Annotated in this window: 17 protein-coding genes and 1 other RNA gene; 11 read left to right on the plus strand and 7 right to left on the minus strand. The window is 44.1% G+C overall.

The features are described 5' to 3' along the window. The first annotated feature begins 70 nt into the window (after window positions 1-70). The 11 genes from JEZ96_RS05715 (at window position 71) to JEZ96_RS05765 (ending at window position 9,841) form a co-directional block, all read left to right on the plus strand. Window positions 71-358, plus strand: coding sequence for an ArsR/SmtB family transcription factor (locus JEZ96_RS05715; protein WP_025007404.1), 288 nt, complete (start codon window positions 71-73; stop codon window positions 356-358). Window positions 359-455: 97 nt separating this feature from the next. Next, a complete protein-coding gene (locus JEZ96_RS05720; protein ID WP_011918920.1) occupies window positions 456-872 on the plus strand; it encodes an arsenate reductase ArsC in 417 nt (138 codons plus the stop codon). Then, window positions 865-1,212, plus strand: coding sequence for a metalloregulator ArsR/SmtB family transcription factor (locus JEZ96_RS05725; RefSeq protein WP_011790197.1), 348 nt, complete (start codon window positions 865-867; stop codon window positions 1,210-1,212). Before JEZ96_RS05720 ends, JEZ96_RS05725 begins: the two co-directional genes overlap by 8 nt. A gap of 91 nt (window positions 1,213-1,303) precedes the next feature. Next, window positions 1,304-2,302 (plus strand): permease, encoded by a 999-nt coding sequence (locus JEZ96_RS05730; protein ID WP_014610145.1) that lies wholly within the window; start codon window positions 1,304-1,306, stop codon window positions 2,300-2,302. 11 nt (window positions 2,303-2,313) lie between these two features. Further along, on the plus strand, window positions 2,314-2,550 hold the full coding sequence (locus JEZ96_RS05735; RefSeq protein ID WP_011790195.1) for a thioredoxin family protein: 237 nt from the start codon (window positions 2,314-2,316) through the stop codon (window positions 2,548-2,550). Window positions 2,551-2,688: 138 nt separating this feature from the next. Continuing rightward, complete coding sequence (locus tag JEZ96_RS05740) at window positions 2,689-3,699, plus strand: ArsJ-associated glyceraldehyde-3-phosphate dehydrogenase (protein WP_061782664.1); 1,011 nt, start codon at window positions 2,689-2,691, stop codon at window positions 3,697-3,699. Window positions 3,700-3,704: 5 nt separating this feature from the next. Next, window positions 3,705-4,943: an organoarsenical effux MFS transporter ArsJ gene (gene arsJ / locus JEZ96_RS05745; protein WP_025007406.1), complete on the plus strand. Its 1,239-nt coding sequence runs from the start codon at window positions 3,705-3,707 to the stop codon at window positions 4,941-4,943. A 131-nt stretch (window positions 4,944-5,074) separates the two neighbouring features. Beyond that, complete coding sequence (locus JEZ96_RS05750; protein WP_011790192.1) at window positions 5,075-5,350, plus strand: hypothetical protein; 276 nt, start codon at window positions 5,075-5,077, stop codon at window positions 5,348-5,350. 419 nt (window positions 5,351-5,769) lie between these two features. Continuing rightward, window positions 5,770-7,260, plus strand: a complete 1,491-nt coding sequence (locus tag JEZ96_RS05755) for a SulP family inorganic anion transporter (protein ID WP_198779863.1) — start codon at window positions 5,770-5,772, stop codon at window positions 7,258-7,260. A gap of 33 nt (window positions 7,261-7,293) precedes the next feature. Then, entirely contained in the window at window positions 7,294-8,148 is an 855-nt protein-coding gene (locus JEZ96_RS05760) for a universal stress protein (RefSeq protein ID WP_014610149.1), read from the plus strand. Between the two features lie 718 nt (window positions 8,149-8,866). Further along, window positions 8,867-9,841 carry a hypothetical protein gene (locus tag JEZ96_RS05765; protein ID WP_128090145.1) on the plus strand — a complete coding sequence of 325 codons (975 nt, stop codon included), beginning with the start codon at window positions 8,867-8,869 and terminating at the stop codon, window positions 9,839-9,841. Between the two features lie 8 nt (window positions 9,842-9,849). On the opposite strand, the gene JEZ96_RS05770 is transcribed toward JEZ96_RS05765, so the two are convergent. The 7 genes from JEZ96_RS05770 to smpB all read right to left on the minus strand — a co-directional run bounded on the left by JEZ96_RS05770 (window position 9,850) and on the right by smpB (window position 15,897). Beyond that, on the minus strand, window positions 9,850-10,401 hold the full coding sequence (locus JEZ96_RS05770; protein ID WP_025007409.1) for a recombinase family protein: 552 nt from the start codon (window positions 10,399-10,401) through the stop codon (window positions 9,850-9,852). A gap of 396 nt (window positions 10,402-10,797) precedes the next feature. Continuing rightward, window positions 10,798-11,253, minus strand: coding sequence for a DUF2787 family protein (locus JEZ96_RS05775; protein WP_061782666.1), 456 nt, complete (start codon window positions 11,251-11,253; stop codon window positions 10,798-10,800). Next, window positions 11,250-11,732 (minus strand): RadC family protein, encoded by a 483-nt coding sequence (gene radC, locus JEZ96_RS05780; RefSeq protein WP_061782667.1) that lies wholly within the window; start codon window positions 11,730-11,732, stop codon window positions 11,250-11,252. The genes JEZ96_RS05775 and radC overlap by 4 nt, the downstream gene beginning before the upstream one ends. Window positions 11,733-12,104: 372 nt before the next feature. After that, window positions 12,105-13,100, minus strand: coding sequence for a DUF559 domain-containing protein (locus JEZ96_RS05785; protein WP_025007412.1), 996 nt, complete (start codon window positions 13,098-13,100; stop codon window positions 12,105-12,107). A 1-nt stretch (window position 13,101) separates the two neighbouring features. After that, on the minus strand, window positions 13,102-14,892 hold the full coding sequence (locus JEZ96_RS05790; RefSeq protein ID WP_128090142.1) for a site-specific integrase: 1,791 nt from the start codon (window positions 14,890-14,892) through the stop codon (window positions 13,102-13,104). An 86-nt stretch (window positions 14,893-14,978) separates the two neighbouring features. After that, window positions 14,979-15,334: a transfer-messenger RNA gene (gene ssrA, locus JEZ96_RS05795) on the minus strand. 71 nt (window positions 15,335-15,405) lie between these two features. Next, window positions 15,406-15,897 carry an SsrA-binding protein SmpB gene (gene smpB, locus JEZ96_RS05800; RefSeq protein WP_011790147.1) on the minus strand — a complete coding sequence of 164 codons (492 nt, stop codon included), beginning with the start codon at window positions 15,895-15,897 and terminating at the stop codon, window positions 15,406-15,408. Between the last annotated feature and the right edge of the window lie 83 nt (window positions 15,898-15,980).

The following is a 15,980-nucleotide window of genomic DNA, read 5'->3' on the forward strand; positions in this document are numbered from 1 at the left end:
TTTCTGGTATTATCGAATTACTTAATAAGATGAGGCCAATATGAACATAGCCGATATGAATGTAGCTGATATGAATGTAAAGAATGCAGCTAAGGTATTAAAAGAGTTGGGTCATCCGACACGCCTCGCCCTGTTCCGGTTATTGGTCAAGGGTGGCTATACTGGTGTTGCTGTCGGTCAACTACAGGAAGCATTACAGATCCCGGGCTCGACACTCTCACACCATATTAGCGCCCTGATGTCGGCGGGAATTATCTCCCAGCGGCGTGAAGGAAGGGTGTTGTACTGCGTGCCTGATTATGAGTTATTGCAAGGGTTAGTGCATTTTTTACAGGATCAATGTTGTAGTGGCCAGTGAAGCATTGTATTAAATACTCATACATCCTTTTATATGGATATTTACACATATGATAAATCATATATAGTGTTGATATCTTTTATCAGGACCCATTCCCATGAAAAAACGTGTACTTTTTCTCTGTGTTGGTAATTCTGCTCGTTCGCAACTCGCTGAGGTATTACTAAGGCATCAAGCTCATGGGCAGTTTGAGGTCTTCAGTGCGGGTACGCAGCCTGAACCTATAGACGAGCGAACGCTTTATATTTTGCAAAAAAATAATTTGCAAACAAATGGATTACGTTCAAAATCCGTCAGTGAGTTTAGTGGCCAATCCTTTGATTTTGTGATCAGCCTCTGTGAAAAATCGACTCAAGAGTGTCAGAGTTTTCCCTTAGCGGATAAACTCATTGCATGGGATTATCCCGATCCTAGGATCGAATCGGGCACTCGTGGGTTTGAATACACCTTTAGAGAGTTGAACGAAAGGATTAAAATGTTTGTACTAGTACAGTCGAAGGACACCAATGATTAATCCGACCCAGTTTTTTAAATGTTTAGCCGATGAAACCCGCTTACGTTGTTTAATGCTAATTCAACAAGAGGGGGAGTTATGTGTTTGCGAGCTAACAGAAGCGTTGCAAGAGATCCAACCTAAGATTTCACGACACCTAGCACAATTACGTAAATGTGGTTTATTAATAGACCGTCGTCAGGGGCAATGGATTTTCTATAGTATTAGCAATGACTTACCCGAGTGGAGTAAGTTGGTGTTGAGCGAAGTCACCAGTCAAAACACTGTCTTCCTTGAAGAAAATATGCGTAACCTGTGTAAGATGGGCGGGCGTCCAGAGCGGGCTAAAGCTTGCTGCTAGCAGACTAGCAGCAAAAAATTTAACCTCAAATATACGTTTTTTCATATGTTTGTGTGTCTAAAGTTTTGCTTAATATTAAGGTGGCGCAATAATGCTGCAAATATTTTCAGATTTAGCGAGTTGGTTAACCTTTGGGGTGATGGGCCTCGATCCCAATACTAAGCTGGCCGACGCCATCCATTTTTTTATTGAAGATACCACTAAGATTTTTGCACTGCTGTTACTGATGATTTACGCCATTGCTTTAGTGCGGGCGTCACTCAATGTTGAGCGCGTTCGGGATTACTTGGCGGGTAAAAATCGTTTTGTCGGTTATTTTATGGGATCGGGCTTTGGTGCCGTCACCCCATTTTGCTCATGTTCGAGCATTCCAGTTTTTTTAGGTTTCACCTCCGCGGGGATCCCCGTCGGGATCACTATGGCGTTTTTGATCACGTCGCCGTTAATTAATGAAGTCGCCGTTCTGTTGCTTGTGAGTCTGCTGGGCTGGAAGTTTACTGTGGTATACGTGCTGGTTGGTATGTCAGTGGGTATGCTAGCGGGCGCTTTTTTAGACTCGATTCGCGCCGAGCGTTGGCTACAGTCCTTTGCCGCCAAAGCGTTCGAAAAAGGTAAGGCGCAAGCGAACCACGATAATGGCGAGGGTATGACATCAACATCCATGACGTTAATCGAGCGACATGAGTTTGCGAAAGGTGAGACCCTAGAGATTTTTGGTCGAGTGTGGAAATGGGTCATTATTGGGGTTGGGCTTGGCGCCGCCCTCCACGGATTCGTTCCCGATGGTTGGATTGAAGCCCACTTAGGCGATGGCCAATGGTGGTCGGTTCCTGCGGCGGTATTGATTGGCATTCCCCTGTATTCCAATGCCACAGGGGTTATCCCTATCATGGAGAGCCTTATCATTAATGGCTTACCCGTAGGGACAACATTGGCATTTTGTATGTCTACGGTTGCCGCTAGTTTCCCCGAATTTATTTTGCTCAAGCAGGTGATGCAATGGCGTTTGCTGGCCACCGTTTTTGCCATTTTACTGATTTCATTCACCTTAATAGGTTGGATATTTAACGGGATCAGCCCCATTTTGTGAGAATTATAAAAATGTTAAACATCAAAGTATTAGGTAGTGGATGCGCTAAATGCACTAAAACCGCAGAGATCATTACGGCCATTGCAAACGAGAAGGGCATCAGTATTTCTCTGGTAAAGGAAACCAATCCTGAAGTCATCATGGATTATAAGGTGATGAGCACACCTGCGGTGGTGATTGATGAGAAGCTAGTACATTGGGGCTCAATTCCCCATAGAGATATGATTGAATCCTGGTTGGTGGAATAACACTTAACTGTCACATCCATTTGATATTTTGCCCTTAACCAATGTGCATTAGCGCGGCTATATCGAACAGATAACGCTTTAATCTTAAACAAATAATATAAAACACCTAATATAAAACTGAGTGTGAAGGATGCAGGTATGACAATCAAAATCGGGATAAATGGCTTTGGCCGTATGGGACGTTTAGCATTGCGCGCTGCTTGGGGCTGGGAAGAGGTTGAGTTTGTGCAGATTAATGATCCCGCAGGGGATGCGGCGACCTTAGCCCATTTGCTGACATTCGATTCTGTGCATGGTCGCTGGCAACATGAGGCGATCAGCGATGGCGATGACATTATTATCGATGGCAAGCGTATTCACTGTACTCGCAATAAAACCATTGGGGAAACCAATTGGTCTGGCTGTGATGTGGTGATTGAAGCCTCGGGTAAGATGAAAACCAAAGCAGTACTACAAGCCTATTTAGATCAAGGTGTTAAACGCATTGTGGTTACTGCGCCTGTTAAAGAAGAGGGCGTGTTAAATGTTGTCATGGGAGTGAATCATCAACTCTATGACAAAGCCATTCACCCGATTGTAACCGCGGCCTCCTGTACTACTAACTGTTTGGCGCCGATCGTTAAAGTGATCCACGAAAACCTCGGTATAGTGCATGGTTCCATGACGACTATTCACGATATTACCAACACTCAAACTATTTTAGATGCGCCGCATAAAGATCTCCGCCGGGCGCGGGCCTGTGGTTTAAGCCTTATCCCTACGACAACGGGCTCTGCGACGGCCATTACCCATATTTTCCCTGAACTCAAAGGTAAGCTCAACGGCCATGCCGTGCGGGTGCCATTAGCGAACGCCTCATTAACCGATTGCGTGTTCGAGGTGAGTCGCCCAACAACGGAGGCTGAGGTTAATCGCCTGTTAAAAGAAGCGGCGGACGGGCCGCTAAAAGGCATTTTAGGTTATGAGGAACGTCCATTAGTCTCGGTCGATTATAAAACCGATCCGCGTTCGAGCATTATCGATGCGCTATCGACCATGATTATCAATGGCACTCAGGTCAAACTCTACGCTTGGTATGACAACGAGTGGGGTTATGCCAATCGTACCGCCGAACTGGCTCGCATGGTCGGTTTAATGGATAAGGCATAAGCTTTATGGCTAAGCTGACAGGGTTCTTGTCCAACATATCACCCGAGATCCGTCAGTATTTGGTGGTCACAGGCAACTATTGGGCATTCACGCTTACCGATGGCGCATTACGTATGTTAGTGGTGCTCCATTTTCATGGCTTAGGTTATAGCCCGCTGCAAATTGCCATGCTATTCCTTTTCTATGAAATCTTTGGGGTGGTCACTAACTTAGTTGGCGGCTGGCTCGGGGCACGTTTAGGCTTAAATAAGACCATGAATATCGGCCTATTTATGCAGATTGTTGCCCTTAGCATGCTGCTTGTGCCTAGCGGTATGCTGACGGTTGCTTGGGTAATGGCGGCGCAGGCCTTGTCGGGTATCGCTAAAGATCTCAATAAGATGAGTGCAAAAAGCAGTATCAAGATGTTGGTGCCCAATGATGCTCAGGGTGAGCTGTATAAGTGGATTGCTATGCTCACTGGTTCCAAAAATGCGCTAAAGGGCGCGGGGTTCTTCTTGGGCGGCGCCTTGCTGACCCTGTTTGGATTCCAGCTGGCCTTGTTAGGCATGGCGATTGGCCTATTGCTGGTGTGGATTTTTAGTCTGTTAAGTTTGCAGCGTGATTTAGGTAAAGCCAAAAACAAACCTAAGTTCACGGAAATTTTTTCCAAGAGTTCATCGGTTAACACACTTTCAGCCGCACGGATGTTTTTATTTGGTGCGCGGGATGTGTGGTTTGTGGTGGCTTTACCCGTTTATTTGGCCTCAGCCTTTGGTTGGGATCATTGGTATGTCGGCGGTTTTCTCGCACTCTGGGTGATAGGCTATGGCATAGTGCAAGGCTTTGCACCTCGCTTGACGGGGACAAAGTCGGCGAGCCAAAACAAGGTTCCCGATGGACGTAGCGCCTTAGGTTGGGCGGCGATATTGAGCATAGTGCCGGCAGGCATTGCGCTGGCGATAAGTTATGACTTTCATGCCGCGAATATACTGATTTGGGGACTGATGCTGTTTGGGGCCTTATTCGCGATCAACTCTTCATTACACAGCTATCTTATCGTCAGTTATGCCGATGAAGACGGCGTGTCTTTAGATGTGGGTTTTTACTACATGGCGAATGCGATGGGACGCTTGATCGGGACAGTGCTGTCTGGCTGGGTGTATCAAGTGTATGGCATGGCTGCGTGCCTGTGGATATCGGCGGCATTTATTGCGTTAGCGGCGCTTATCTCAATTAAGCTTCCAAGACATAGAGCGATATAAAAGGCATTAAACGCGAAAAAATGTCATAAATTACATCTGAATTAACATATATGTAATATTTCATATGTATTCTGGCGGTGTTACATAAAGACAGTTAAATGACACCTATGTCGCCAAATGAGGATATCAATATGAAAAAAACAGCGTTAATGTCACTACTAGGTTTAGGATTATTTGCTTGTGTTGCCCACGCGAGTGAATTCGATTTGCCCGGTTTTGTTACTGAAGTTGAAGACGGCCGCTTATGGGTGTTTAAAGAGAATTCGGCTGAGTTAACTGAGTTTAAACAGCATGGTGAACCAGCAAAGCAATTTACAGTGATCGGCGCTGGTCCTAAGGGAATGACGGTTAAGTCAGCCGACAAAGAAACCTTGGATGAATATTTAGCTAAAGTAAAAGCTAATTAATGGTATGACGCGAAAAAGGGGAGGCTTCCTTTGTGCCATCCCCTCTTTTCTTTGGGGCACTTTGATTTCGATCATAAATCGCTTTATACTTCGGTCGGTTTTATGCAGGGCTGTGTAAAAGGTGTTTTCTCTATGTTACATGGCACTGTATTTGCGCATTATTCAAATCTGAGTTTACTTACATTAACAAGGTTATCTTTAAGTGATAAGCATTAAGCCGCATTAGTTTAACCCTCCTTTTTGGATCACTAAGGTCCGTCTGTCGTACCTACCTTCTGGGTAGTTTTTGTTGTACCTCCATAAATCCAATATTGATTCGTCCGATTGACGATAAAAACTGACCTTGCACGCTCAGGTGTATGGCTGGCGTTAGTCTATCCTATTGGAATAAATGATTAAATTTAAACAGAGTGAGAGAAATGATACAAACCATGAAAAAAGAATGGTTCTCCAACATACGTGGAGATCTGTTAGCTGGCCTTGTTGTTGCGCTGGCATTAATTCCTGAGGCAATTGCCTTTTCTATTATTGCAGGGGTTGATCCAAAGGTCGGCCTGTATGCTTCATTCTGTATCGCTGTGGTTATCGCCTTTACTGGTGGCCGTCCTGGCATGATCTCTGCCGCAACAGGCGCGATGGCACTGTTGATGGTGACCTTAGTGAAGGAGCATGGTCTTGAATATTTACTCGCGGCGACCCTATTAACCGGCGTGTTGCAAATTGTCGCGGGTTACTTAAAGCTCGGTAGCTTGATGCGTTTTGTGTCCCGCTCTGTAGTGACAGGTTTTGTGAATGCGCTCGCCATCCTCATCTTTATGGCCCAATTGCCTGAACTTACCGATGTGACTTGGCATGTGTATGCAGTGACTGCGGCAGGTCTAGGCATCATTTACTTATTTCCACTTATTCCTGTGATTGGTAAATCTTTACCTTCCCCCTTAGTTTGTATTGTGACATTAACTGCATTTGCAGTGTATATGGGGGTCGATATCCGCACTGTTGGCGATATGGGACAACTGCCTGATACTTTGCCTATTTTCCTTTGGCCTGAAGTGCCATTGACTTTTGAAACGCTAATGATCATCTTCCCTTACTCGGCAGGTCTTGCTGTGGTGGGTTTATTGGAATCTATGATGACAGCCACTATTGTTGATGACCTAACAGATACTGCTAGCGATAAAAATCGTGAATGTAAGGGCCAAGGTATCGCCAATATTGGCGCGGGTTTAATGGGTGGTATGGCAGGTTGCGCTATGATTGGTCAGTCGATCATCAACGTTAAATCGGGTGGTCGCGGACGACTATCGACCTTTTCAGCGGGGGTATTTTTACTTATTTTGATCGTTTTTCTTGGAGAATGGTTAAAGCTTATCCCTATGGCGGCATTGGTAGCCGTGATGATTATGGTGTCTATCGGTACTTTCTCTTGGGATTCAATTCGTAATCTTAAACATCATCCTATGTCAACCAACCTTGTAATGGTTGCCACAGTTGTGGTGGTAGTCGCTACCCATAACTTAGCTAAGGGGGTATTTGTTGGGGTGTTACTCGCAGCCTTATTCTTTGCTAATAAAGTGGGACGCTTTATGGTGGTCAAGAGTGCAATGGCTACTGCAGATACTGGTCGTTATTATCAGGTTATTGGCCAAGTCTTTTTTGCTTCGGCTGATAAGTTCAGTAATTCATTTGATTTTAGGGAAGTGGTTGATAAGGTGACGATCGACTTATCTCAAGCGCATTTTTGGGATATTACCGCGGTATCGGCCCTCGACAAGGTAGTGATTAAATTCCGCCGTGAGGGGACTGAAGTGGAGTTGATTGGCATTAACGAAGCCAGTGCAACCATAGTCGACAAATTTGGGGTTCACGATAAGCCAGAAGAAGTCGAAAAAATGATGTCTGGTCACTAATCCTCTAGCAACACAGAAATAAGGAAAATAACGATGACAAATGTGATTGCCTGTATTGACGGTTCAAGAGCCACACTGGCCGTATGTGATGCCAGTGGCTGGGCCGCCTTGCAACTGGATTCCCCTGTAATCCTATTACATGTATTGGATAAGTCAGCCTATCCGATAGAGTCAGATCTGTCGGGAAATATTGGCCTAGGTACACGGGAGCACTTGCTCAATGAAATGGTTGAGCTTGAAGCGCGCCGGGGCAAGCTGGCACTCGAGCAGGGTAAGTATATGTTGCAGGATGCGCAAACGCGCATCGTGGAGACACAACCCGCTGTCGTGGTTGAAACCTTGCAGCGTCACGGCGATTTAGTCGAAACCCTGTTAGAGCAAGAATCCCAGGCCAGACTGGTGGTGATGGGGCGCCAAGGGGAGCAGCATCAAGATCAGACGCAGGCCATTGGCAGCCACTTAGAAAATGTTGTTCGTACGCTTAAGCAACCTATTTTAGTGGTGATGGACGAGTTTACTGCACCGACTCGATTTATGATCGCCTATGATGGCAGTGTGACCGCAAGAAAAGCCCTCGATCGAGTCGTAAGCAGTCCACTACTTAAAGGGCTCGAATGTCATTTGGTGATGGTGTCTGATGATCAATCACAGGCGACCGCTGAACTAGCGTTGGTGGCCGAGTCTCTGATGGCGGCGAATTTCAATGTGGTTACCGCCGTTTGCCAGGGAGAAGTACAAGCAGCATTAGAGGTTTATCAAGTTACACACCAAATCGATCTTATGGTGATGGGCGCTTACGGACATTCGCGTATTCGGGAGTTTTTCGTGGGCAGTAATACCACACGAATGATCAGTAAAAGCCATATCCCCTTGTTATTGTTGCGCTAACAGCTGTTGATATTTGTACCTATGAGTGTCAGTCATAGACACTCATAGGTACAAATCATATGGGGAGAGTCTGACACTTAAGTTTTGGAGGTGGGACAAACGAACAGCTAAAACAGCAACTGCATTTACAATTACAGCAAATGTATCAAAACCTGTTGATGCAGATAGCTGCACAACCCAATGATACTCAAGTGGTTGAACTCGACCAATCACGACAGGGCGTCTTTCGCGTATAGATGCACTGCAAGGGCAGCAAATGGGATTGGAAACCGCACGGTGCAAACAACACCAAGTCTCGGTTTTCGCTGCCGCCATTACAAACAAAAAGGGCTTAACCTTGCGGTTAAGCCCTTCTGGTAAAATTGGTGGAGGCGGCACTTGTTGAGCCTACTTCACTAACTTACTGATTCTTATCTAAACCTGACGGGTTTATGTAGCACAGAGTGTAGCACATTTAATCCCCAATTTTTCAACATTGTAGTATAGTTGGGGAAATCAGAGTTGTTAATATTATAAGTTACTATTAAACAGCTACTTACTTAAAGGACTTATTATGATTAAGGGGTTTTGGCTTTCGTTTTTGTTCCCTGAATTTACTATCTACAGCAAATGGGTAACTGATTTCACGAACTATTTGTCAAACTCGTTTCCGCCTACATCATCAATGTCTTAGTAATAATTCGATTTTCTATTAGTTAAATCTTTCGAGGAATGGGGTGTGATGAAGAAAGGTAAGGATTTAGAACTTGTAATAGCTGCGATAGAAAAGGGCTTAAGTCCTGATGCGGTTGTTGAGCATGATATCTTTCTACCAGTTTTAACATCAAAGTCTGGTAGAACTAGGCAGATTGATGTTGCTATCAGGCATGGAAAACCTCCTAGAGAAACGCTCACCATTGTTGAAGTCCAAGATAGAAATTCTGCTGTAGATATCAATACTTTTGGTGGTTGGCTAAATAAAGTTGATGAAGTGGGCGCCCAACACTTAATGGTTGTGTCTAGGAGACAATTTCCTTTATCGGTCAAAGAAAAGGCTGAACAAGCAGGCAATAAAGTATATTTAATGCATATAAAAGAAGCAATGCCTGATGAGATTCCTACTGATTTCATTAGATTTTTTATTGATTACCATGATTTTTCCTTGCTAGATGGTTCTTCTGTCAGGGTTAAGGTACAAAAAGGAATGATAGAAAAATACGCACTAAAATCTGAGCTAGTTAGTGCCAATGAGCGGCGGTTTTGCATTGATGGATCTAACTTAATTGATATAACTGCACTTTTTAGATTGGCATTAGGGTATGAAGAACAATCAAGTCTTAGAGGGAAAATGTCAGCAAGATTGTATTTCGGAACTATGGCAGATGTTGATGTCCCCAATCTCGATTATATGGTCATTAAGGTCGATTTACGTGTCAGTTTTTCAGGCCAATTGATTCCATGTGCAATTCTGGTTGATGCAAATTATCACTATGAACATATTTGTAAGAAAATGAAGTTGTTAAGTTATGAGCAAAATGAGCATGGCAATTTAGGATATTGGATCTTCGAAGAGAAAATTACAACAGGAAACGGTGTGTATTCGTGTAGGATTCCTGTTAAAAGAGATAATAATGGAGCATTTTATCTCTTGGGGACTTTCATCGATGGGCCTTCTCATTGTAAAGCTGAGATTGTCGCAGCCTTAGATCGATGAAAACGCCGCTATTTCTTCATATAACTCGCGATAATTCTTTGTACGCTTGATAAGGATACTCCCGTATTTTCCGCTATTTGAGATTTCGGATATCCTTCCTTAAATAGATAAATTACCTGATCAGTTTTGGCCTTTGCTGTAGGTGCTCGACCTTTATACTTTCCTTTCTGTTTTGCTAATGCAATCCCCTCAGCTTGCCGCTCTAGCATCAGTTCCCGCTCGAAGGTGGCTATAGCACCTACCATCGTTAGCATCAGCTTTCCGGTTGGCGTCCCTGTATCAATCCCGAGGTTTTGGATTTTCAAAGCGACTTTCTTATGCGAGAGTAATTCAGCTATCTCTAGCAGGTGACGGGTGTTTCTTGCCAATCTGTCCAGCTTAGTTACGACTACCGAATCCCCTTCTCGCACGAACTCTAGCATAAGCTGAAGCTGCGGCCTGTCGTCCTTAGCACCACTGATTTTCTCTTGAAATATCTTATCGCAGTTACTCAGAGCGTTTAGCTGGGCGTCTAGGCTTTGCCCTGTGGTTGATACTCGGGCGTATCCAATCGTTGCCATAATGGTTATCCTTAGTTGGTCAATAGGGTCTAGGTTCACTGACCAATCGTGTCAAAAGTCGAAATGGAACCCATGTGACATGGTGTTAGAGGTATTTCTCACCGTGTCACATGGGCTTGGTTTATTGACAAGTAGATGAGTTGCTAGGAAATGACCTGATCTTCTTCATCTTCACTATCTGGTTCTGGTTGGTTAACCCAAGGCACTTCATCTGATAGATATTTCTCAGCGAGGGCTTGGATGAGGATTGGCACTACGGTCAACAGTGCGGCTTTAGCGACCTTCTTCAGTAACTCGTTAATGATGTTTCTCCTTCCTGATTGTTATTCAGGCGGCCGAGTGCCCACCACATGAATCCATGAGTGAAACGCTGGCTACCTTAATGTTGTTGGCGGGTTAATCCCAGTTGATGGTTATCTGGTAGAGAGCATCTACCAGATAGCTTCTGAAGTTGGCTTCCCATAGCCTGTAGAGGCCGCTGAAGTGACTTAGCGGATGATGACCAACATAAGCCTGATACCCAGAAGCCTCAGTAAAGTTGAAGTCGATGTCCTTCTCTAGCTCTGGGTAGTAGCGTCCCTGATAGGCAAAGTCAGTGATATAGCAGAATTGCCACATGCTGGTGGTTAATGAATATTCCAAACGGATTTCTACCGGATGAAAGCCGCCAGATTCAGCAGAATAGTTAGGATCACGGAAGTTAATCGTAACGCCTTTACTATTGGTTGGTTTGTTAGCGTCCACCAGCAATCGCTTGAGGATTTGAGCCAAACTGAGTGTAATAGGCAGTAATCTCCTACCTGAGTGAAGGTCAATCTGAATAAGGCAATTGGGTTCTGTTTGAGTGTTCATATCCATCCCCGCTCAGCAAACGAAACGACGTCTTGATGACCAACGACCAGATGATCTAGCACTGGAATATCAATCGTCGCTAAGGCTGTTTTTAAACGCTCTGTAATGCGTTTATCAGCCTCTGAGGGTTCAGGTATGCCTGAGGGATGGTTGTGGGAAAATATCACGGCAGCAGCGTTTCTGTGCAGAACCAGTTTTACCACTTCACGTGGATATATTGAGGCCGCATCTATCGTGCCGAAGAAGAGTTCTTCACAGCCAATCAAGCGGTGCTGGCTATCCAGTAGCAATACCGCAAATACCTCCCGCTCGTATCCAGCCATCTTCAGTCGAAGATAGTCCTTAGTGATGGCTGTTGTAGAAAATATCTGTAGTTTTGTCGAGCATTGCCCGTAACGAGCATCTAGTATGGCTAAGGCTTCTCTGATAACGGAGTCTTGTTGAGGATTGGGTATTGGATAGTGCTCTTGGATTGACATAGTTATACTCCTGAGTAGTTGTTTCTATTCAGGATTCTTATGCCTTTATCAGTGTTAGATGTTGAATGTGGTACAAGCAATATAATGTGTCTGACTTCGTTAACGTAACGCTCATAAAGTCGGACACATTTGGTTTTGCTGAAAATTTACTTTTCTTTCTCTAATAGGGCTTTTCTATAAAATTACTCTTATAAATAAAAGAACCCGTGCGAGTTATATAGGGCTATATGGTGTAGAATCATAAACAGATCGTGGTATTGGCACACCATGTTCATAACATATTGATTATTAAGGTATGTACTTCCTCCACTTCCTTGCGGCTGTACCAATAATCTTCAATTCAACCGAAACGATTACTCATAAAGTGAACAACTAGTTTTCTAGACGTAACACTCGTTTCTCTTTACCATTTTCAAGCATTTTTGTTCTTAAATAGGGTATCTTTTGCATATCAAGTAACTTAGCCATTTGATTCAGAGTTTGCTTTGTGTCATCGATAATCTCTGTTTCTACTGCACTATTAACTGATGCTAATGCAGATTCTGTCGAAATGTACCGTTTTTTGGTTCTTGGATGCACCTTGATTGCATCGTTTATGCAGTCAGAGATAACGCTAGCTCGATGGAATGGATAGTTGAGCCCACAACTAATATCTAACCACTTTTTTGCTTCACTTTCGTTAACTCGAATGATTTTATAGCCAAGTTCTCTCAGTTGATTATCCCGTTGTTTATCTTTTCGCTGCTGCCTTGTTGTTTGGTGGTAAGCCTCATCAAATTCAAGGATAAAGCGCTCAATGACAGTTAATCTGCGTAGGACCGTTATCAGAAAATCAACTTTATGCTCCCCAATTTTTACCTGTTGCTCTAATGTATAATTGTAGTGCCCATCCATGTTGTTGATTTCCTTTGCTAAATCTAATGCGAAACTATCTTCAGCCCTCGTTCGTTTCGGTGGAGGTATGGGAACCCCCGTGTAGTTAGATAAAGCTATAATCAACTGACGGTTACGGGTTGCATTAGCACCATAGGTTAGTAAGACCATAGCCTGACTAACATGAAGGAACTTTATGTACTTTATTTTTCTCTCGTCTATATCATGTTGAGATAATGCTTCTGCTCGGATAGCCGCAGTCAATGCCCTTGTCATCCACTGTGTATATCGTCCATTACTGTTGTAGGTATAACGATAGAGTCTTTTCATGTTGATAATTGGTGGTTTATCTTCGTTGTACTCTTTCAGTTGCTGATATTTATCCTCGATAGTGGAGTATTCAATATTTTTGGGGTAACGCCACTTTTCACCGAAGAGATGAAATAAATCTTCATCGTTAATAAGAATATGCTTACTTCTCAGCTTGAACTTCATGTTACACCTCCATATCGCTAGGGGTGGGAACTGGGTCACAATGGAAAATAGCGGGTTGTATGGGCTGAATATGGGCAGTAGCTGCACCATAATCTATGGCGTTTATCAGTGGAGCTAAGTGCGATACATCGTCACTGACTAATCCTCCGTATTGACCTCCTGCATGGCCTAATAAACGTGAAATGTTTTCTGGATTGGCTTCTACTCGGCTGAGTTTGTCTTTGACTGAATGTCTGAATGCATGAGGAGTTACGTGCAAAGGCAATCCAAGAGCATCTCTGAATTGTTTGATGAACCATTCGCTTGGTTTATTGCTGTAGTTACCTTGTATGAGACGGATATTTTCGAATAAACGCGCACCATTATTGGCTCTGATATAGTCAACAAACTCCATAAAACCAATTCGTATCAGTTCGTTATGAATAGGGACTGCTCTGACAGCATTAGGAGTCTTTAAGTATTGGTTCTCAGTGAATTGCTCAACAATAAAGCACCAATGTTCACCTATCTTGCGGATATTCTGTACGCTTAGCTGAGAGATCTCACCAAGTCGCATACCACTATAGGCTGCTATCAACGGTAGCCAGAAGTGACTTGCGTGTTGGATTTTTTTAGTTTTAGTTCCTTTATGCTCACTGAATAATGAATGACCGAAAATCAGCTTGGCTTGGTCATCAGTAATCGGATCACGCTTGGCCTGCTTTGATACTTTAGGGGCTGGAATGTTGTCATCTGGTAGGGGGTTACGGCTGATGTAGCCCATTGACTCACTCCAGCGGAAAAACTCTCTAAGCCTATTCATGTGGTTGTTGGCGGTAATAGAGCTAATCTGCAAATGGATATCATTAGTGATGCAACCAGCTATTCCTTGCTTATTGAGATCATCTTGAGTTTTTCCTTTGATTAGCTTTGGCAAGGTTTCCCTAAGTGAGCGGCCATGTTCACGGGTTAGAGAACCTATTGAGACTTCTCCAAAGAACGAGTATGCAACTACTAGCGAGTGCTGATACTGGTTTATTGTTCTTGCTTTCCATCCCTTACGTTGGTTTTCGGTAAGGTATGCCGCTATTGCCTCAGCAAGCGGTTTTTCATTGGACGCGGGTTCAGTTCCCTGATTGGGAATTGAATCGAGAGAGGTTTTTTGGGGAAACGTTAGTATGGACGGCTGATTTTCGAGCAGGGCTTGGTAAATATTTGGTAGACAGTCGCAAACTATCCTAACAATGGGGGCGAGATCTTCTGGTGGGGGGAGGGGAGACTGTGTGTCGGTGTAAAAGTCATTAACTAACCGCTCCGATTGACGCAGGTCATTCAGTTTAGCGGCTTCATTAGTCACACTTTTAAATAGGCGTAACGAATTCATCCATTTGACATATTCACCTTCAGATCTGGGCTGCGATTGCCAATCGGCCAGTTCCATCTGGTGGTAATGATGGATGATAAGTTGTGTTTGATTTTTAAGTATTTCATAGCGAGACGTCATCTCTGTTTCCTTTGTTGTTGATAGAACCATGGTCTCGAGGCATGGCGACTCTATACCCACTGGTTCACTCGTAACCTGTGGTCCACTTTCAGTGGCAACTAACAAAGACTTCAGAAATCTGCTCGATAATCCAGCAGTTTGTCTGTTTATAAAATTTGCTATGAGTAACGCTAGTGTTCTGGCTGTTAATGGATCAGATGTTCGCAACGATACTCTCAGCGTGCTATTTATACCGCTCATAGGGAGTCGTTGTCTATACCAGAAGATATGACCGCGTTGATAAAGGTAGGTGGGGATGATGGGACGCATGTAGCACACTCCTGTAGCACAGTCGTGTCAGATGCAGATAATAAAAAAGGACTGAAACCTTAACGGAATCAGTCCTTTATGTTGTTTGGTGGAGGCGGCGGGACTTGAACCCGCGTCCAGAACACCTACATCCAAGGCACTACATGCTTAGTCTCTCTTTTAATTAACCCGAATAAACTCCGAAAGACAGGATTTCATCGGGCGAGTCCGGTACTATTTCGCGGTTCACCCCCGGACGGAGTTCCCTCGCTATCAAATGTAAGATGACCATCTGTATACACTGCCCATTTGAGAGACCTGTGTCAGATGGCTAGCTAGCCTAAGCTGCTAGAGCGTAGTTATCGTCGTTTGCAACTATAACTGTGCGGCTTTTTACGAGGCCAACCGCCCCTCGGCATGCTCCCAGGGTTTCGTGAATCCTGTCGAATCCAGAATCGCCCCCAAGAATTTGATTGTAACCCGTAGCACTATGATCACCTAGCATCATTTGCTTCAAGTTCAATCGTTTGTTCATTATCCGTGCGTTTTTTCTTTTTTCATCACGCGGGCTTTTTCAACTTCCCATTCACGCGCTTTAGTATCTTCGCGCTTATCGTGATCTTTCTTACCTTTACCTAGGCCAATCTCCACTTTCACCCATGCACCTTTACGCCAGTACATTGAGATAGGAATAATAGAGTAGCCTTGGCGCTCAACTAAGCCCGCTAGTTTATCTAGCTCTTTACGGCTGAGTAGCAGCTTTTTCAAGCGCAGGGGATCGCAGACAACGTGTGTCGATGCCGTATTCAAGGGAATAATGGTGCAGCCATGCATAAAGGCTTCGCCATTTTTCAGGAATACGTAACAGTCGGACAAGTTGACCTTACCCATTCGGATAGATTTCACTTCCCATCCCATAAGGGATAGACCAGCTTCCATTTTCTCTTCGAATCGGTATTCGAAGGTTGCGCGCTTATTACGTGCGATAGTCGCAGGCGCGGCTTTGCTTGATTTTTTCTTTACCATAGTGGCGCCATTATACGCACGGTGAATCAATTTGGAATTGATATAAGGGTTTATTTGACTTATTTCAACTCTTCATTATTTCA

It is taken from the genome of Shewanella putrefaciens (assembly GCF_016406325.1).
Lineage (GTDB): Bacteria > Pseudomonadota > Gammaproteobacteria > Enterobacterales > Shewanellaceae > Shewanella > Shewanella putrefaciens.